Source organism: Corynebacterium sp. HMSC070E08 (assembly GCF_001808895.1).
GTDB lineage: Bacteria > Actinomycetota > Actinomycetes > Mycobacteriales > Mycobacteriaceae > Corynebacterium > Corynebacterium hiratae.
In genome coordinates, this window is sequence record NZ_KV794797.1 from 3,909 (window position 1) to 19,417 (window position 15,509).

6 protein-coding genes are annotated in these 15,509 nt (G+C 64.7%); 3 read left to right on the forward strand and 3 right to left on the reverse strand.

The window, feature by feature from the left end:
• Positions 1-8,388 (reverse strand): type I polyketide synthase (locus tag HMPREF2526_RS11075; protein WP_246819893.1); only part of this gene is annotated, 8,388 nt, incomplete at its 3' end.
• A 373-nt stretch (positions 8,389-8,761) separates the two neighbouring features.
• On the opposite strand from HMPREF2526_RS11075, the gene HMPREF2526_RS11080 reads away from it, so the two are divergent.
• On the forward strand, positions 8,762-9,688 hold the full coding sequence (locus HMPREF2526_RS11080) for a hypothetical protein (RefSeq protein ID WP_070547294.1): 927 nt from the start codon (positions 8,762-8,764) through the stop codon (positions 9,686-9,688).
• Here HMPREF2526_RS11080 and HMPREF2526_RS11085 read toward each other — a convergent pair.
• Both HMPREF2526_RS11085 and HMPREF2526_RS11090 read right to left on the reverse strand, forming a co-directional pair.
• A complete protein-coding gene (locus tag HMPREF2526_RS11085) occupies positions 9,685-11,424 on the reverse strand; it encodes a long-chain-fatty-acid--CoA ligase (protein WP_070547295.1) in 1,740 nt (579 codons plus the stop codon). The genes HMPREF2526_RS11080 and HMPREF2526_RS11085 overlap by 4 nt on opposite strands.
• 165 nt (positions 11,425-11,589) lie before the next feature.
• The gene (locus HMPREF2526_RS11090) at positions 11,590-13,302 is read right to left on the reverse strand and encodes a long-chain-fatty-acid--CoA ligase (protein WP_049154640.1); all 1,713 of its coding nucleotides are present in this window, start codon (positions 13,300-13,302) and stop codon (positions 11,590-11,592) included.
• Positions 13,303-13,378: 76 nt separating this feature from the next.
• Between HMPREF2526_RS11090 and mshA the strand changes: the two genes are divergently transcribed.
• Entirely contained in the window at positions 13,379-14,644 is a 1,266-nt protein-coding gene (gene mshA / locus HMPREF2526_RS11095; RefSeq protein ID WP_046647818.1) for a D-inositol-3-phosphate glycosyltransferase, read from the forward strand.
• Between the two features lie 89 nt (positions 14,645-14,733).
• A complete protein-coding gene (locus HMPREF2526_RS11100) occupies positions 14,734-15,483 on the forward strand; it encodes a phosphoglyceromutase (RefSeq protein ID WP_046647908.1) in 750 nt (249 codons plus the stop codon).
• Positions 15,484-15,509: the final 26 nt, after the last annotated feature.

Here is a 15,509-nt window from a genome sequence, read left to right on the forward strand (position 1 = left end):
GGAGTGCAGCTCGGACTCGTTCGGGTCGTTGGCGTTGGTGGAGGTGTCGTGCTTGGACAGGACCGAGACGTCGTTTGGCGTCAGGCCCAGTCCGCGCAGCGAGCGTGCGAGACGAGAGTTCTCGCGACCACGGCCAGCACCCAGCGCACCCAGGCCAGGAGCCGGGATGGAGGTGTGGGCGCCGTCGCCATAGGAGGCCGCGTGCGCGACCACTGCGAGGACCGGAAGACCCAGCTCTTGTGCAAGGGAACCGCGCACCAGCAGGACCGTGCCGCCGCCCTCGCCTTCGAGGAAGCCGCCGCGGCGGCGGTCGTTGGCGCGGGAGATGAAGCGATCATCAATGCCCTTGGCGGTCATCTTGGCGGTCTCCGCGGTGGCGTTCATATCGCCGAAGCCCTGGAGGGACTCCACCTGGACATCGTCGATACCGCCGGCCACGACCACATCGGCCTTGCCCAAGGCAATCTTGTCCACGGCCTCCTCAATCGACACCGCTGCGGTAGCGCAGGCGCCGATGGGGTGAATCATGGAACCGTAGCCGCCCACCAGGGACTGCATGGTGTGCGCCGCGATGACGTTCGGCAGGGCCTCCTGCAGGATGTCGGACGGGCGCTCCTCACCGAGGAAGCGGGTGACGAAGACCTTGTGCAGGGACTCCATGCCGCCGATACCGGTGCCTTGCGTGGTGGCCACCTGGCCCGGGTGGATGGAGCGCAGCAGCTCCGCCGGGGAGAAGCCGGCCTGGATGAAGGCATCCACCGCGCTGACCAGGTTCCACACCGCCATGCGGTCCAGGGAGTAGAGCATGTGCTCCGGGATGCCCCACTTAGCGGCGTCGAAGTCATCCGGCATCTGGGCGGCGACGGTGCGGGTCAGCGTGGCCTTGCGCGGGACCTTGACGGTGGCACCCTGGCGGCGGGTGACCTGCCATTCGCCGTCCACCTCGACGATGCTGACGAACTCCGGATCCGCTTCTTGGATATCGCGGGCGGTGGCCTCCGAATCCACGGTGAAGGTGACGTCGCGGTCCAGGAAGACGGTGGTGAGATCGATGGAGCCGCGGTCGGTCAGGTGGTACTTATCCGTCAGCGTGCGCACACCGGAGCGTGCGACTACCTCATCGCGGAAGCGCTCGAAGATGTCCTCTTCGGCGATCTCCTCATCGCTCTCCACCACGAACCAACCCGGGTGCGGGTCCTCGCGCCATTCCACTAGCCCGGTCATCCAGGCCAGCTCCAGTACGCCAGCGGCGGTCAGTTCCGCGGAACCATCACGCTGCAATCCATACTCGGCCTCGAAACGCGTGCGGCCGGAGCCCCACGAGGAGACCTCGCCGATGCCGGCGATGACCACCATGTCCTCCAGGTCCGTGGTGACCTGGCCAACTTCTTCCTCCAGGCCGGGCTGTACTGCTTGTACCTGGTTGGGCAGTGCGGTGATGGTGGCGGGGGCGTCCTTTTCCTCATGTGCAGCTGCGCCAGTGGTTCCTGCCGGCTCCACATCTGCGGCAAGCTCCTTGAGGGAGAAGCCCTCCAGCCCGCCGGTGAGGTCCTTCTCCACCGGGGCGTGAGCTGCCTGCTCGCGCGAGTCTGCGCTGGCCAAGTCCATGAGCTCGGCGGAAATCTCCTCCGGGCTCCACACCTTGATGCCGGCCTTCTCGGCGGCGGGCACCAGCCCATCGTTGCCGCCCATGAGGTGCGTGCCGGCGACCCAGCCGATCTTGGCCTGCGCCAGGGTGACACCCTGCGGCCAGCCGGCCTCGACCTTCCACTTGTTGAGGATGGCATCGAGTGCGGCCTTGACCTCGCCGTAGGCGCCGTCGCCGCCGAAGGTGCCGCGGTTGGGCGAGCCCGGCAGGACAACGTGGCAGCGCTTGTCGACGTCCTCCTGGCTCAGCCTTGCCAGCCCCGCGATGGTGCGCTCGACGGACCACAGCAGCAAGCGGGCCTGCGCCTCGGTGGTGCCGGAGGCATCCGCCAGCGAGCCGGATACGCTCGGCGCGGCGAAGGGGAAGGCCAGCGTCGGAGTGAGGGCCGGTTTGAGGATCTTGACCTCGTTGCCCACGGACTCGCGTTGCTCGGAGCCGATCCAGTCGATGAGCGCATCGATATCGCGGAAGCTCGACAGGTTTGCCGGGACCAGCCACAGGGCGGAACCGGCAGCGCCGTGCTCGGCGTAGAGCGTGCGCGCGAATTCCTTGCGGGCCTGGCTGACACGAGAGGCAGTCATGATGACGGTTGCGCCGCCCTCCAGCAGACGCTCCACCAGCGCGGTGGCGATGGAACCAGGGGCAGCACCCGTGACCAGGGCAACCTCACCGGCAAACGCGCCGGGGGTGGTGTCCACGGCGGCCTTGGCGATATCCTCGCGCTTCCACCAGCGCGCCTGACGCGCCAGATCCTCGCCGGCACCGCGGAAGCTGTCCACCGGGTACTCGGCCTGGCCCAGTGCCAGGCGGGCGAGGCGCTCGCGGGCGATGGCCCAGGAGTCGTCGAAAAGCACGGCCTTGTTCGCATCGAAGGAGGGCGTGACGGACTTGAGCCAGCCGGAGCCGAGCTCTGCCTCGACGGCATCGATGACGGTGGTATCCGGTGCCTCGATGAGCTCCGGTTCGGAGTCCAAGCCCAGCTGGGAAAGAACCTGGCGGGCAACAGTAGCCAGCACACCGTTGTCACCGGTGACGGTCTCGGCGAAAGCATCCAAAGCAGCAGAGTCAACCACGGCACCGCCACCGGCACCACTGGCGGCCGCGCCCTTGGACACGGAGGCACCGTGGGCAGCGGCGACGGCTTGGACGGCGGCGTCGATCAGCTCGTGTGCTGCGGACTTCGAGGTAGCGCTCGCCGGCACGGTGCTCAGCGAGCCGCCGCGCACGGAGTCCTCTTCACGGGAGCCGAGCAGGATCTCCGCCTCGACGTGGGCAACCCAGGATTCGGGCAGGCCCCAGGTTCCGGTGATGTAGTCCGCCACGGCGGTGGGCTTGAGGCCCGCAGCGCCGAAGAGCTGGCGTAGGCGCGCGCCGACGGCCTCACCCAGAACCGGGCCGAACGCGGAGTAGCCCGGGGCGGCGGTGGCGACCTTCTCTCGCAGCGTGGCCACGTCGGCATCGGCGGCGCCATCGATGGCCGGCACGCCGATTTCCGCGGACATGTCCATGAGCAGCTGGTTACGGCGCGAGGACACACCGTTGGTCAGCTCCTCCACGGTGTCGGAGTCCGCGATCTGGTCCACGCGGATCTTGTTCTGGAAGGCGAAGAGCACCATGATGGCCTCCGCTGCGCCGAAGCGCAGTTCGGGCGCGTCGCCAGACGCGACGCCCGGGGCTGCAGGTGCGTTGGTGGACGCAGGAGCAGGTGCAGCAGCCGACGCGGCCGCAGCCGGAGCCTCGGCAGCCTCGGCTGGTGCCTCGTTGGCTTGTGGTGCCTCTTCGGCGTCGGATTCCGGAGCCGGTGCGGCGGCGGGGGCCTCGGAGACGTCGGCAAGCATGACCTGCTCCTGGTCGCGCTCTACGTTGAGCACGCGGATGGTGCCCTCCGGGATGCCGGCGACGGCCAGCGAGCGGGTAGCCAGGTTGGTCAGCGTCGGGGAAGAAGCCAGGCCGACCTCGATGATCTGCTCGACCTTGCCAAAGAGGAGCTCCTGGGTCTCAATCCAGCGCACAGGCGAAGCGAACTGCCAGGACAGTAGCTCGATGAGCAGCAGGCGGGCGAGCTCGTGCTCGGAAAGATCCTCCACCTTCAGCCCGTCCAGCTTGCCGGAGGGAGCCAGCGGTGCCACGGCGTCGACGAGGTCTTGGGTGAGCTCGAAGGGGCGGGCCACCAGGTTCGGGATGTAGCGGCCTACCAGGGCATCCAGATCCAGCTCCTGCGGCAGCAGCTCATCGAGCTTCTCCGCGAAGGCCGGAACGCCCTCGCGCAGTACGCGGGAGTGGAAAGGAACATCGATACCCGGGACCATGACCGCCGCGCGCGGGGCGATGGCATTGGCCTTATCCACCAGGGCTTTGAGTCCCTTCTTGGTGCCGGCGACGGAGTACTGCTGGCCGCGGATGTTGTAGTTAACAATCTCCAGGAACTCGCCGGTGGCCTCGGAGACCTCAGCCACCCAGGCGTCGACGTTATCGGCAGCAATGCCGGCCATGTTCGGGCGCAGAGCCGCCATGGCGTACTCGGAGTTGCCCTCCGCATCGCGCGGCACCAAGCTGCCCATGGCGGAGCCGCGGGAGTAGACGATGTCGATGACCCCCTCAAGGTCAAAGATATTCGCTAGCGAAGCCAGCGCGGTGTACTCGCCCAGGGAGTGACCGGCGAAGTAAGAAGTCGGCGCCAGGGTGTCCTCGGCGCGCAGGCGTTCGGTTTGGGCATAGGCCACGACGGCCAGGGCTACCTGCGTGAATTGGGTCAGGTGCAGCACGCCCTGCGGGTGGCGGAAGGTGGTGCCGCGGACGGTGAGTTCCGTCGGGTTCTCATCGATGATCTTCTGGATGCTAAAGCCCAGGTTCGCGCGGGTATGCGCATCGGCGCGGCGCCAGGCCTCGCGTGCCGCCGGGGAAGCTTGGCGGTCATCCTGGCCCATGCCCTCTGCCTGGATGCCCTGGCCGGGGTAGACATACGCCGTGGTCGGCGCGGCAAGCAGGGCTTGGCCGCGGGAGACCACCTCGCCGTCGATGCGGCAGGTGACCTCGAGGGCTTGGTGGATGCCCTTGCGGCCGACGCGCTCGACGGTGACCTCGATGTCATCGCCCAGCTGCACCATGCCGTACATGGAGTAGGTCCAGCCCACCACGCGGCCGTGGCGCCCGGCCACCTGTTGTGCGGCGGCCGAGAGCCACATGCCGTGCACCAGCGGTGCCTGCAGGTTAACCAGCTGGGCCGCGTTATAGGACGTGTGAATCGGGTTATAGTCACCGGAGACCAGCGCGAAGGGCGTCATGTCCTGCGGGGCGGTGACGGTGGCGCGGTCGACGAAGGAGCGCGGTGTCGGCACCACCTTGGTGGCGGACTTGCCGCCGCCCCACTCCGGTGCTTGGCTCGGTGCGGCGGTGCCGGTGGCGCGGCCGCGGATGGCAAAGCGGTGCATCTGCGTGGCCACGATGTCACCGGAGGCGTGATCCTTGAGCTCGAGCTCGACCGTGACGATGCGCCCAGAGACGGATTCCTCGATGGCGGTGCAGGAGGAGGTGACGTCGATCTGGCGGCCGTCGGCAAGCTGCTCCAGCGGCACGCGCAGGTCGATGACGTGGTCCAAGTGCACCGCGTTGAGCAAGCCTTCGATGACCGGGTAGCCATCCTCCAGGCGCCCAGAGCCGAGCGCGGCATAGATGGCCGGCCAGCAGGGGCCTACCAGAACGTCGGGGGTGCCGGCCTTCTCGGCTGCAGCATCGCCGCAGGTCACCGCGCTGTGTGCGGAGAGCAGCGAGGCCGGGAAGTGGAAGGAGTAGCCCGACTCGACGGTGGGCATCTCCGTAATCTCATCGCCCTGCTCCGCCGTGGAGCCGACACCAGCCAAGCCTTCCAGGAGGGTGAAGACGGAGTTAGGCAGGCGCTCCTCGGAGACCACCGGGGAGCCACCCGTGGCCACATCCTCCGGCAGGTCCACAGGGACGGTGACCTCGCGGACGTAGAAGGGGCGCTGCTCCTCCGGCAGGTCATCCCAATAGGAGTCCGCCGTGATAACAATCTCCCAGTTGCCTTCAGCATCCTGGCGCAGGTCGAAGGCGTTCTCATCCATCTCATAAGCCGGGTTGGCCATGAGGTGGCCGTGCCACAGAAGGGTAGGAGAAGTGCGCAGGAATGCGGCCTCATCGGCAGCGGAGTTCAGGCGGGAGAAAGCCTTCTGCGGGGTCGAGCCCTGCTCCAGCAGCGCATCCGTGGTGGCCTGTTCGAAGCGGGCAAGCAGGTCTGCAACCGGCTCGTTCTTCTTGGTAATGCCCGCCACGGCCACGGGGCCGGGGATGATGCGCACCTGGTCAGCGGTATAGCGCTCATCCTGAGCCTGCCACAAGGTGTCCTTGCCAAACCAGGACTTCAGGTCACCATCGATGGCGGGAACCCACGGCATGGGCTTGACGTGCTTGTAGTGCAGGGAAATCCACCAGGCGGCATCGCGCGCCGAGACCTCGGTGGTGCGTGCGGCGGGGTAAGCATCCAGCAGCTTGGCCACGGCCTGCGGCGCATCGTGAACGTCCTCAACACAGGTGAAGAGGGTTTCAATCTGGCCGTGATCCGCCGGGTTCAGGCGGGCTTCGACGCGGTGCAGGAGATCGAGAAAACGGTCATCCCAGCTCGGATCGACAAACGGGTGGGCCAGCTTCACAAAGCGCTCGATCCACTCGGCGTAGGTCATGGACTCGACATCGCCGAAGTAGGGCTTGCAGGTCTTGGCCAGGGCGTCGATGATTTCCTGGCGGTGTGCCGGATACTCCTCGATGCTCAAGGAAGTAATCAGGCGAGAAGCCGCGGCGAAGGAGTTATCGAGGTCGTGGATGTCCGCCAAAAGGTGGGACTGCGAGGATGCCACGCCGTTCGCACCGGTGCCGCGGCCTACCCAACCGTCGTTCTTGGAAGGCGAAATGCCTTCCGTGTTGACCAGAAGGTCCTTCACCGAATCAGTGGCCTTGGCCTCCTTGGTGGCCATGGCGACGGTGCCGAGGAAGACGGCGTCGACAGGCATCGCCGGCATAGCGTGCTTCTTCGCCCACTCACCGGTGAGATAGGAGGTGGCGCGATCCGGGGAGGCGATGCCGCCGCCGACTGCCAAGTAGACGTTGGGGTGCTGGCGGATTTCGGCGTAAGTATCCAGCAGCATGTCATCCAGGTTGACCCAGGAGTGGTGACCGCCGGCGTGGCCGTCCTCGACCTGCATGATGATGCGATCCTCCGGGTAGGCCGTGGCGATGGCCAGGACATCGCGGATTTGCTTCGCGGTACCGGGCTTGAAGGAGATGAAGGGGAAACCATCGGCGTGGAGGCGGTCCAGCAGCTCGCCAGCTTCCTCTACTTCCGGGATACCGGCGGAGATGCACACGCCGTTGAAAGCCGCACCGGCCGCGCGCGCCTTGGGCACGATGCGCGCCTGGCCGAAGTGCAGGTTCCACAGGAAGCGGTCAAAGAACATGGTGTTGAACTGCGCCGTGCGGCCAGGGCGCAGGTGCTGCTCCATTGTGGCCAGGTGGGCGCGGAAGACCTCATCGGAGTACATGCCGCCGCCGGCCATCTCCGTCCAGTGGCCAGCGTTGGCTGCCGCGGCCACGATCTCGCCATCAGCGGAGGTCGGCGTCATGCCGCCCAGCATGATCGGGGACAGGCCCGTGAGATCGGAGAAGCGGGTCTGGGTGTAGGTGCGGCCATTCGGAAGCTCGATGGTGCGCGGGGCGAAGTCAGCGTAGTTCAGGGCCTTGGGCAGTCCAGCGCCAGGCGTTGCCAGCGCATCGAGCTCCTGCGAGGTGGCGGCGGAGACCACGGTCACCCCGGTTCCCTGCACCACGCGGCGGGTGATGTTCGCCAAGGCGCGGTCGAGAACGATGAGGTGCTCGGAGTTGAGCGCGGCCAGAGTGGCCGGCCAGTCGTGTTCGGTGACCAGGATGGCCTCGGCCTGGGTGCGGGCCTCATCCACGTCGAGGCCGCACTTCTGAGCCAGGCCTACGGTGCGCTCAGCTGCCGGTGCGAGAACCGCGTTGTGGAAGGGAAGCGCTACGGGCAGCTCATCAAAGTGCGGGCTGAGCTCATCGCCGCCGACGGTGCGCTTCTCCAGCTCGGCGTTGAAGCTCTTCACGGCCTCGTCGATGGCGGCGCGGGTGGCAGCCAGGTCCTCCGGGCTGCCGGACAGCGCAAAGTGGCGGCGGCCGTTGACCACGGCGATGGCGGCGGTGCCGTGCAGGTGCTCAGTGACGAAGCTGCGCTCCAGGCCCCGGATGGACAGCATCTGAGGGCGCGGATCGGAGCCGTTGACCGCGCTGGCTGCGGTGCCCATCAGGATGGCTAGGGCTAGGGCTTTTACTGGCTTGTCGACGGCCATCTCGCCCAAGCTTCCCTGGGAATGCCCAGCGCGCTCGTCGATGTCGACGCCGAGATCACGCAGCTGCTCGATGGCAGCAATCTGGCCAAGGACGATGCCGGGGATGGAGACCGCCGGCAGGGCATCGAGGGCGTTGGGCTCGGTGGAACCAGCAATGAGCTGCTCGAGGCGCTCAAGTGCGCCAGGGCACGTGGAGGCGATGGTGCGTGCGGCGGGGCCGGTGAGGCTGCGGGCCTGGGCGAGGGTCTCGCGCAGGGAGTCAGCGGTGGCGGCAGTCTGCGCGGCGGTGGTGATGAAACCCTGCCAATCGGAGCCTTGTCCGGCGAAAAGCACGGCCGGGCGGGGCATGGAATGCAGCATAGTAACAGGCATCTTTCCTCTTTTGAGCTGATGGGGAACGGTTTTATGAAGAGCTGTGGGCAAGATTAGTTAGCCCTACAGAACAATCATGATGTGCCACCGTAGTCGAAGCCTTCGCGCAAAGCGGCCTCCCGCGCGGAAAATGTGAGGTTTTTCTCACGTTTGGTGATGGGGGCACTCTTTCTCAGCGCTTGCCGCGCGAAGTTGCCCAACCTTTTGTATCCTCGGGCTCACTGCAGCGGCTCGGGGAGGAGCAGGGGTGGCTCAGCATCGGCTCGCGCAGCGTGAAAGAAAAGAAAAACTAGGGGGGACTATGCCTCAATCAACACCAGAGAAAACGACTAAGACACCAGCTCGGCTCAGCAAAAGCCGAGTTATCAAAACTATGACCAAGCTGGCCGGAAAGCTGGAGGAAGATTCCTCCACCGGCTTGCCCACCATCAAAATTGCGGGCGGATTCTTAAGTATCGACGTCAACGAAGAGATGGGCGGCCTCTGCGTCCTTGGGTATTGGGGTGGCACGGTGTGCTTCGACCCGGACCGCCAGCCTTTGCGTATGGAGGTCAATGATCTCAACGGAGGTGGCATCTCCGGCAACCTTGTGGCCGAGCCGTGTGGAAGCTCCGACATGCATACTCACCTGCGGGTCTTCGCGCCGCCCTATCTGCCGTCGGCAGCCACGAACGCTCAGCTCAAGAGCATTGTTGCGGGCTATGCTGCCGAGATGTCAGCGGTCTTCGCACGCTTAGATGAGCAGTTTCCGGAACACCGGTCAAAGCCGCGGAAAGGGTCGGGGCTCAAGCCGGTTTCTCCCCACTATTTCAGCGAAGCCTATGGGGTTTCGGTCGTGGGGATGTGGCGGGTGTATGAGCGCGCCACGCGCTTGGCGATGATCGGCACGCCTATCCACGTCGTGGATAACAAGAATGGGGCCGTGAGCATCCTCATCAATGAACACACGATCACCATTGAATCTGCCCGCGATGGCTCCGGGGATATTGAGCTCAGCCTTGTCACCCCCTCCGGCCGCTGCGCGTGCGACCTAGATGCGCTCGTGCGCTGGGCTGAGTTTATGAACGATGATCAGTATGTCTACTCCGCGCGCATCGAGGCGGTAAACCTCGATGGCGGCCAAGAGCAGGACCTCGTCTTAGTGACCACGGCCCGCATTCCCACGAAGTGGGGCTACACCGACGAACAGCTGGATTGGCAGCTTAGTACGTTGGTGAGCCAGCTTGTTCGGGCTGGCGAAGCGTTCTACCGAACCTTCAACCCCACGCGCGTGATGCGCTATATTGACCGCGCGGCCTAGGCGGGGGCCTCTTCGCCAAGTAGCTCCAAGAGATCCTTCTGCACTTCGCGGCGGCGAACCTTGCCCAGCTGGTCGGAGGCGAGCTGCTCGAAGTGGTAGAAGGTGCGTGGAACTTTGTAGCGGGTGAGGCGCTCGCGGCAGTAGTCCTTGAGCCCCTCGGGATCAAGCACCGCGCCATCCTCCAGCACGATGCAGGCCACGACATCCTCGGAACCGTCCGCGCGCGGGCGGCCGACGATGGCCACGTTGGTGACGTCCGGGTGCTGGCGGATAACGTCTTCCACCTCGGCCGGGTACACATTGAAGCCGCCGGTAATGATCATCTCCTTGATGCGGGAGACGATCTTGATGAAGCCATCGGGCTCCATAATTGCCATGTCGCCCGTGCGGTACCAACCATCGTGGAAGGACTGCTCGGTGGCCTCTGGCATGTTGAAGTAACCCTTGAATACCTGCGGCCCGCGCACGAGGAGCTCGCCCGCGGTGCCATCCGGCTGGGTCTCGCTGAGGTTGTCTGGGTTGCCGATGCGCACCTCGGTATCCGGGAAGGGGATGCCGATATAGCCGGGGCGGCGGTTCTTATTGAGCGGGTTTGCGGCCACGATCGGCGAGGTTTCCGTGAGCCCGTAGCCTTCCACGAGTAGGCCACCGGTGAGTGTTTCCCATTCCTCAACGATGTCCGCTGGCAACGCCGCTGCACCCGATAGACTGTTTTCGATGCCGTGGAGATCGATGTTCTGTTCCTTGGCTGCCTCCATGACCTTGGAGTAGATCGTGGGCACACCCGGCATCCAAGTGGGGCGGCGCTTTTTCATAATGTCTAAGAGCAGCGGAATCTTTGGTGCCGGGGTGAGGACCAGCTCGCCGCCAATGTGTACGCCGAGGGCTGCGATGAGGGTGAGGCCATAGACGTGGAAGAGGGGGAGGGCAGCGAGCATGCGCTCGGGCTTCTTGCCTATTTCGGGCACCCACGCTTCTGCCATCTTCATGTTGCAGTACAGGTTGGAGTGGGTTAGCTCCGCGCCCTTGGGTCTGCCGGTGGTTCCGGAGGTGTAAAGGATCAGCGCGGTATCGTCGCGGTTGACCTTGGCATCCTGTAGCTTCTGGCCTTGTCCGCCGATGGCGCGCCCAGTGAGCGTGCTCCACGGAACGGTGTTAGGGGCGGGAACTGAAAGTTCGGCGCGCTTGTCCTTAATGATGGGAAGTGGCAAGCGCAGTAGCAGCTGCTTGGGGCGCGGCATGGCCTCGATCATGTTGACTGTAACGATCGTTTCTAGCGGCGTGGTATCACGCAGCTCCTCAAAGACCGGGCTCGCCTTATCCCAGACCACGGCCACGCGGGCAGCGTGATCTTGGAAGAGGGGCTCGAGCTCAGCCGCGGTGTAGAGCGGGTTATGCTCCACGACGGTCGCCCCGAGTTTCAAGATGGCGTAGAAGACCGCCACGTGCTGGGGGCAGTTGGGGAGCGCTACGGCGACGCGATCGCCGGGGCGAATACCGAAGGCTTTGAGGCCCGCCGCGGCGGCGCGCACGTGGGTATCGAGTTCGCGGTAGGTCATTTGGTGGCCAAAGAACCACGTGGCGGGCCTTTCGCCGAACTCTTCCACGGTTTCTCGGTAGGAGTCCAAGAGCGTTTCGGTACCGTAATCCAGATTGGGCTTAGTCCACTCAGGGTAATACTGGAGCCAGGCTTTCGACTCAAAAGCGGAGGAGGCCTGGGCAGGGGATTCGGTCATGTTCACGAACTCCTTAGGTGGTCAAACTTGTTATGTTTGGAACAGTATAACCAATCTGTGACAGAAGTCTCGCAAAACTTAGCAAAGTTGCTTAAAGCAGTGAACATGCAATAACCCCGGTGATGTGCGTCTATCACGCAGGGATCCTCCGGGGGCTATGGAGTGCTACTTCTCCGCCTTGAGGCGCTCGAGCAGATCCTGCTGAACCTCGCGGCGGCGAATCTTGCCCAGCTGGTCCGTGGCCAGCTTCTCAAAGTGGTAGAAGGTGCGCGGCACCTTGTAGCGAGTCAGGCGCTCGCGGCAGTAGTCCTTGAGGCCTTCGGGGTCGAGCGCGGCGCCGTCGTTCAGCACGATGCAGGCCACGACGTCCTCCGAGCCGTCCGAACGCGGGCGGCCCACGACGGCGGCCTCCGCGACGTCCGGGTGGTCCAGCAGCGTTTCCTCAACCTCGCCCGGGTAGACGTTGAAACCACCGGTGATGATGATTTCCTTGATGCGGCTGACTAGGCGGATGAAGCCGTCTTCTTCCATCACGCCCATATCACCCGTGCGGAACCAGCCATTGTGGAATGCCTTCTTAGTGGCTTCCTCATCGCCGAAGTAACCCTTGAAAACCTGTGGGCCGCGGGCGAGAACTTCGCCCTCCTGGCCATCGGGCATGGTTTCATCCAGGTTGTCCGGGTTAGCGATGCGAATCTCCGTGTCCGGGAAGGGGATGCCCACGTAGCCGGGGCGGCGATCATCGCTCATGGGGTTACCCACGATGATCGGCGAACACTCCGTGAGGCCATAGCCTTCCACGAGCATGCCGCCGGTGTACTTTTCCCACTTCTCCACGGTATTGACCGGCAGGGTCGAAGCGCCGGAGAAGGCCGCGCGCACGCCGTCGAGGGAGACGTCGTTTTCTTCCGCCTTCGCCACGATGCGCTCGTACAAGGTCGGCACACCCGGCACCCACGTCGGGGTGTGCTTCTTCATCAGATCCATGATGAGCGGCATCTGCGGGCTCGGAAGCAGAACCAGCTCGCTGGCGATGAGCGGCGCCAAGGTGGCGTTCATGGTCAGGCCATAGGCATGGAAGAAGGGGAGCGCTGCGAGCATGCGCTCGGGGGAATCACCCAGGCCCGGTACCCAGTGCTTGCCCATCAAGAGGTTGGAGAAGAGGTTACCGTGGGTCAGCTCCGCGCCCTTGGGGCTGCCGGTGGTGCCGGAGGTGTAGAGGATGAGCGCGGTGGTGTCCTTGGTGACTTCCTCTGGGGTGATGACGTCAGAACCATCGCCGCCAATCGCGTTGCCCACGAGGGATTCCCACGGCACCGTATTCGGGGCCGGGGCGGTGAGCTGATCGCGCTTGGACTTCAACGGCGGAATAGGCAGGCGCAGGGCCAGGCGCTGCGGAGTCGGCATCGCGTTGATCATGTTGATGGAGACGACGGTCTCCAGGGAGGTCGTCGGGCGCAGCTTCTCCAACGTGGAGGCCGTCTTATCCCACGCGATGGCGATTCGCGCGCCGTGGTTCTTAAATAGACCCTCCAGCTCGTGGGCGGTGTAGAGCGGGTTGTGCAGCACCGCGATGGCGCCCAGCTTAAGCACGGCCCAGAAAGCAGAGATGAACTGTGGACAGTTGGGGGCGACGATGGCAACGCGGTCTCCCGGGCGCACGCCGAAGGCGCGCAGACCGGCGGCTGCGCGGCGGACCTGCTTGTCCAGCTCGGCGTAGGTTTGCGTGCGACCGAAAAAGTAGGTTGCCGGCTTATCGGGATGAAGCGCGAGGTTGTTGTCGTAGACGTCGAGAAGCGTGGTGTCTCCGTACTCCAGGGTGTGCGGGGTCCATTCTGGGTAGTACTTCAGCCACGCCTTGGACTCGTATGCCGACATCGATTCACCTTTCGGTCGCGTAGGTTAAGGTACGGGCCAGTATAACGCGGGTTGTTTCGGGATACACTGGAAAACTATGCGCATCGCGATGATTTCCATGCACACCTCGCCCCTCGAGCAGCCCGGAGCCGGGGACGCGGGCGGCATGAACGTCTACGTCCTCAACACTGCCCGTCAGCTCGCGCGCCTCGGCGTGGAGGTCGATATTTTCACTCGCGCCACGCGCCCCAGTCAGGGGGAAGTGGTGGACGTCGAGGAGCGCCTGCGCGTCATCAACATTGTGGCGGGGCCCTATGAAGGTCTCAGTAAAGAGGAGCTGCCCACCCAGCTGGCCGCGTTCACGGGCGGCATTTTCAACTTCGCGCGCTGTTTTGATGTGGAGTATGACGTCATCCACTCCCACTACTGGCTCTCCGGCCAGGTGGGATGGTTGTTGCGCGATCTGTGGGATATCCCTCTCGTCCATACCGCGCACACCTTGGCTGCCGTGAAGAACGTGCACCGCACGCTCGATGACACCCCGGAAACCGAGGCACGTCGCATTTGCGAGCAGCAACTGGTGGATAACGCCGACATCCTGGTGGTCAACACCGCCCAGGAAACCCGCGATCTGATCGAGCACTACGACGCCTCGCCGGAGAATATCGTCGTGGTCTCCCCGGGGGCGGACACCGAGCTGTATACCCCGGGAACGGACCGCATGACGGAACGCGCGCGCCGCCAGCTGGGCATCCCGCTGCACACCAAGGTGGTGGCGTTCGTGGGCCGCCTGCAAAAGTTCAAGGGCCCCGACGTGCTCATCCGCGCCGCCGCGGAGCTGATGGAGCGCGATCCGGATCGCCGCCTGCGCGTGGTCATCTGTGGCGGTGCCTCCGGGGCGAATTCCTCGCCGGATGCCTACCACAACCTTGCCCGCGAGCTGGGGGTGGAGCGCGTCGTGCGTTTCCTGAGCCCGCGCCCACCCCAAGAGCTCGTGGCCATCTACCAGGCTGCGGACATTGTTGCGGTGCCCAGCTATAACGAGTCCTTCGGGCTGGTGGCCATGGAAGCGCAGGCCTCCGGAACTCCCGTGGTGGCGGCGGCCGTCGGTGGGCTGCCCATCGCCGTCGCGGACGGTGACACGGGCTTGCTCGTCCACTCACACTCAGCGCAGGACTGGGCGGACGCATTGGAACAGCTGCTTGACGACGACCCCCGCCGCATCGCCATGGGAGAAGCCGCCGTCGATCACGCCCAGCAGTTCAGTTGGGCAGCGGCCGCCACCCAGTTGGAGAATATTTACGCCGATGCGATGAGTATCGAGATTCCGGATTGCCACGCGCGCCGGGCAATCGGATATTAATCCCACACAAGTGGGCATAAACCCACACTTAGGGGTGATGTGCTCGGGTTCACAGGCGGGCTGTCGAAAAACGTGGCATGCTGGTGTTTATGAGTAACGGAAAGCTGATTCTACTTCGACACGGACAGTCCGAATGGAACGAGTCCAACCAGTTCACCGGTTGGGTTGACGTCAACCTCACCGCCAAGGGCGAGGGCGAGGCCAAGCGTGGCGGCGAGCTGCTCAAGGAACAGGGCATCTTGCCGAATATCGTCTACACCTCCCTGCTGCGCCGTGCCATCCGCACCGCCAATATTGCACTCAACGCGGCTGACCGCCACTGGATCCCGGTTGTGCGCGACTGGCGCCTCAACGAGCGCCACTACGGCGCCCTGCAGGGCCTTAACAAGGCAGAGACCAAGGATAAGTACGGCGAGGAGCAGTTCATGGCATGGCGCCGTTCTTACGGCACCCCGCCGCCGGAGCTGGAGGACTCTTCCGAGTACTCCCAGGCCAACGACGTCCGCTACGCCAACCTGGAGACCGTCCCGCGCACCGAGTGCCTGAAGGACGTCGTCGAGCGCTTCGTCCCGTACTTCGAGGAGGAGATCCTTCCGCGCGCCAAGAAGGGCGAGACCGTTCTCATCGCCGCGCACGGTAATTCCCTGCGCGCGCTGGTCAAGCACCTGGATCAGATCTCCGATGAGGAGATTGCCGGCCTCAATATTCCGACCGGTATTCCGCTGGTTTACGAGATCACCGAGGACGGTTCGGTTGTGAACCCGGGCGGCACGTACCTGGATCCGGAAGCTGCTGCTGCCGGCGCCGCTGCCGTGGCTGCCCAGGGCGGAAAGAAGTAACCGCCCAGGAAGCTGCGTGCTGCGCA

Excerpts from the sequence above, each read along its gene's own strand:
- mshA (WP_046647818.1), top strand. The coding sequence starts at position 13,379 with ATGCGCATCGCGATGATTTCCATGCACACCTCGCCCCTCGAGCAGCCC.
- HMPREF2526_RS11090 (WP_049154640.1), bottom strand. The coding sequence starts at position 13,302 with ATGTCGGCATACGAGTCCAAGGCGTGGCTGAAGTACTACCCAGAATGG.
- HMPREF2526_RS11100 (WP_046647908.1), top strand. The coding sequence starts at position 14,734 with ATGAGTAACGGAAAGCTGATTCTACTTCGACACGGACAGTCCGAATGG.
- HMPREF2526_RS11080 (WP_070547294.1), top strand. The coding sequence starts at position 8,762 with ATGACCAAGCTGGCCGGAAAGCTGGAGGAAGATTCCTCCACCGGCTTG.
- HMPREF2526_RS11085 (WP_070547295.1), bottom strand. The coding sequence starts at position 11,424 with ATGACCGAATCCCCTGCCCAGGCCTCCTCCGCTTTTGAGTCGAAAGCC.